At 58.7% G+C, this 3,243-nt stretch carries 3 protein-coding genes; all 3 read left to right on the top strand.

All coding sequences use genetic code 11. From position 1 onward, the window contains the following. Positions 1-1,209, top strand: a 1,209-nt coding sequence (locus tag ACFFAR_RS28830) for an AAA family ATPase (protein WP_375508971.1), incomplete at its 5' end; no start/stop codon positions are given. Between the two features lie 92 nt (positions 1,210-1,301). Further along, positions 1,302-1,829, top strand: a complete 528-nt coding sequence (gene tssB, locus ACFFAR_RS28825) for a type VI secretion system contractile sheath small subunit (RefSeq protein WP_375508970.1) — start codon at positions 1,302-1,304, stop codon at positions 1,827-1,829. 55 nt (positions 1,830-1,884) lie between these two features. After that, a partial coding sequence (gene tssC, locus ACFFAR_RS28820; protein ID WP_375508969.1) for a type VI secretion system contractile sheath large subunit occupies positions 1,885-3,243 on the top strand: 1,359 nt, incomplete at its 3' end.

Raw genomic sequence — 3,243 nt, 5'->3', positions numbered from 1 at the left:
GCCCTGATGATCGAAGCCGAGTCTGTCGAGGCGCGCTGGAACGCGCAGGTCGGCGTGGTGCAGTCCTTGCTCGACGCCCGCACGTCATTAAACGACAAGGGAATGGTCGTGGCCGCTTCGCTGGAGACGCTTCGCCACCTGCAGGGAACCCTCACGAGATTGCAGGGCGATAAGCCACTCGTCTTCCCGGAAGTCAACGCCGCGATCGTGGCCAGCGTCGTGGCGGACTGGACCGGCATTCCCGCCGGCCGGATGATGACCGATGAACTCGCGGCAGTGACTTCACTGCCTGCCACGCTGGAAAAACGTGTCATTGGTCAGTACGACGCCTTGCGCCAGATCTGCGAACGCGTGCAAACGGCGCGTGCAGGGTTGACCGATCCTGGCAAACCAATTGGCGTCTTCCTGTTAGCAGGCCCGTCTGGCGTCGGCAAAACCGAAACCGCGCTGGCGCTTGCCGAAGCGCTCTATGGCGGTGAGCAGAACCTGATCACGATCAACATGAGCGAGTATCAGGAAGCGCATACCGTGTCGGGCCTCAAAGGCGCGCCGCCCGGCTACGTTGGTTACGGCGAAGGTGGCGTGCTCACGGAAGCGGTCCGTCGTCGTCCCTATTCGGTCGTTCTGCTCGATGAAATTGAGAAGGCGCATCCGGACGTTCGTGAACTGTTCTTCCAGGCGTTCGACAAGGGTCGCATGGAAGATGGCGATGGCCGCCTCATCGACTTCCGAAACACGACGATCCTGCTCACCAGCAATGTGGGCGCCGAGCTGACATCAAGCCTGTGTGCAGACCCCGCGCTAATGCCTGACGGCGAAGGTCTACGCAGCGCGTTGACGCCTGAACTTCTCAAGGAATTTCCGGCTGCGTTCATCGGAAGGCTGACGGTTGTTCCGTATCTGCCGCTCACCAACGAGACGCTCGCGAACATCGTGCGTTTGCATCTGGATCACGTTGTCAAGCGTATGGCCGACACGCACCAGATAACGCTCGCCTATGCCGGACGTGTCGTCGATCACATCGTCGAACGTTGTCAGGTTCAGGAGACCGGCGCGCGCGTGCTGATCGGTTTCATCGAACAGCATGTCCTGCCGAAACTCTCCGCGTTGTGGTTCGACGCGCTGGCCACGAAAACGCCCATTGCACGCATAGATATTGACGTCGCACAGGCCGAGCATGAAAGGCAATCGGTACTCGTCTTTCGCTAATTGAGCCGGGGGAGTCCTTTCACGCCCTGGACACCAGGCTGAGAAATACCCATCTACCACGCAGTTTCATTCGCCCCGATTAGGAGTCGTGCATGTCCAACGCCAACAGTTCACAGAAATTCATCGGCCGTAATCGCGCCCCCCGTGTACAAATCGAATACGACGTCGAGGTCTACGGCTCAGAAAAGAAAGTCGAGTTGCCGTTCGTCATGGGCGTGCTGGCCGACTTGTCCGGCAAGCCGACCGAACCGCTGCCGGCCGTGTCCGATCGCAAGTTCCTGGACATCGATATCGACAATTTCGATGAACGCATGAAAGCGATCAAGCCGCGCGTGTCGTTCGGCGTGGCGAATACGCTGACGGGCGATGGACACCTGATGGTCGATATGACCTTCGAAAGCATTGAGGACTTTTCACCGGCGGCCGTCGCCCGCAAGGTGGATTCGCTCGCACAGTTGCTCGAAGCGCGCACGCAACTGGCCAACCTTCAAACCTATATGGATGGCAAGTCTGGCGCGGAAGGTCTGGTGAACAAGCTCCTCCAGGACCCGACGCTGCTCAAGGCGCTTGCTTCGTCCGCCAAGCCGCAACCGGCTGCTGATGCGGCAGAGCCGGCCTAAAAACCCCGTTACAACATCCCCGACTTCCCGCGCAATCAGGACCCTAGGAACTCAAATGGCAAAGCAAGCAGCCCAAGCCGAAGCGGCCGGCACACACGGTACCCAGACCTACAGCGAATTCACGAACCTGCTCGCACAAGAGTTCAAGCCCAAGACCGAACAGGCCCGCGAAGCAGTCGAGTTTGCAGTCAGGACGCTGGCCGAGCAAGCGCTCCAGCGATCGATCACCATCAGCGATGACGCGTACAAAAGCATTGAAGCGATCATCGCCGGGATCGATCACAAGCTGTCGGAACAAATCAACTTGATCGTGCACCACGGCGAATTCCAGAAGCTGGAATCAGCGTGGCGCGGTCTGCATCATCTCGTGTCGAACTCCGAAACCGACGAGAAGCTCAAGATTCGATTCATGGATATCTCGAAGGAAGAGTTGCGACGCACCATGAAGCGCTACAAGGGCGCAGCGTGGGATCAAAGCCCGCTCTTCAAGCAGATTTATGAAGAAGAGTACGGCCAGTTGGGCGGTGAACCTTATGGTTGCCTGGTCGCCGATTACTACTTCGACCATACCCCGCCCGATGTGGATCTGCTCGGCTCGATCGCCAAGGTGTCGGCGGCTTCGCATACGCCGTTCATTTCGGGCGCATCGCCATCAGTACTGCAAATGGAATCGTGGCAGGAACTGGCCAACCCTCGTGACCTGACGAAGATCTTCGCGCAGAACCTCGAATACGCGCCGTGGAATTCGCTGCGCAACACAGAAGATGCGCGTTATATCGGCCTTGCAATGCCGCGTTTTTTGTCGCGTCTGCCGTACGGTGCAAAGACCAATCCCGTCGATGAGTTCGACTTCGAAGAAGACACAAACGGCTCGGATCACCGTCACTACGCATGGGCAAACGCAGCCTACGCGATGGGCGTCAACATCAACCGTTCGTTCAAGCTTTACGGCTGGTGCACGCTGATTCGCGGCGTGGAATCGGGCGGCACGGTCGAGAATCTGCCTTGCCATAGCTTCCCGACCGATGACGGCGGCGTCGACATGAAATGTCCGACTGAAATCGCCATTTCGGACCGGCGTGAAGCCGAGCTAGCCCGTAACGGCTTCATTCCGCTGATTCATCGGAAGAACACGGATCACGCCACGTTTATCGGTGCGCAGTCGCTGCAAAAGCCCTCTGAATACCACGATGCTGACGCTACCGCGAACGCCAATCTGTCAGCCCGCCTGCCGTATCTGTTCGCGTGCTCGCGCTTCGCGCATTACCTGAAGTGCATCGTGCGCGACAAGATCGGCGCGTTCAAGGAACGCGAGGACATGCAGCGCTGGCTCAACGAATGGATCATGAATTACGTCGATGCCGACCCTGCCAACTCATCGCAGGAAACCAAGGCGCGCCGTCCGCTCGCGGCA

The organism is uncultured Caballeronia sp., assembly GCF_964243625.1.
GTDB lineage: Bacteria > Pseudomonadota > Gammaproteobacteria > Burkholderiales > Burkholderiaceae > Caballeronia.
This window is presented reverse-complemented; position numbering and strand designations above follow the sequence as displayed.

Excerpts from the sequence above, each read along its gene's own strand:
- tssB (WP_375508970.1), top strand. The coding sequence starts at position 1,302 with ATGTCCAACGCCAACAGTTCACAGAAATTCATCGGCCGTAATCGCGCC.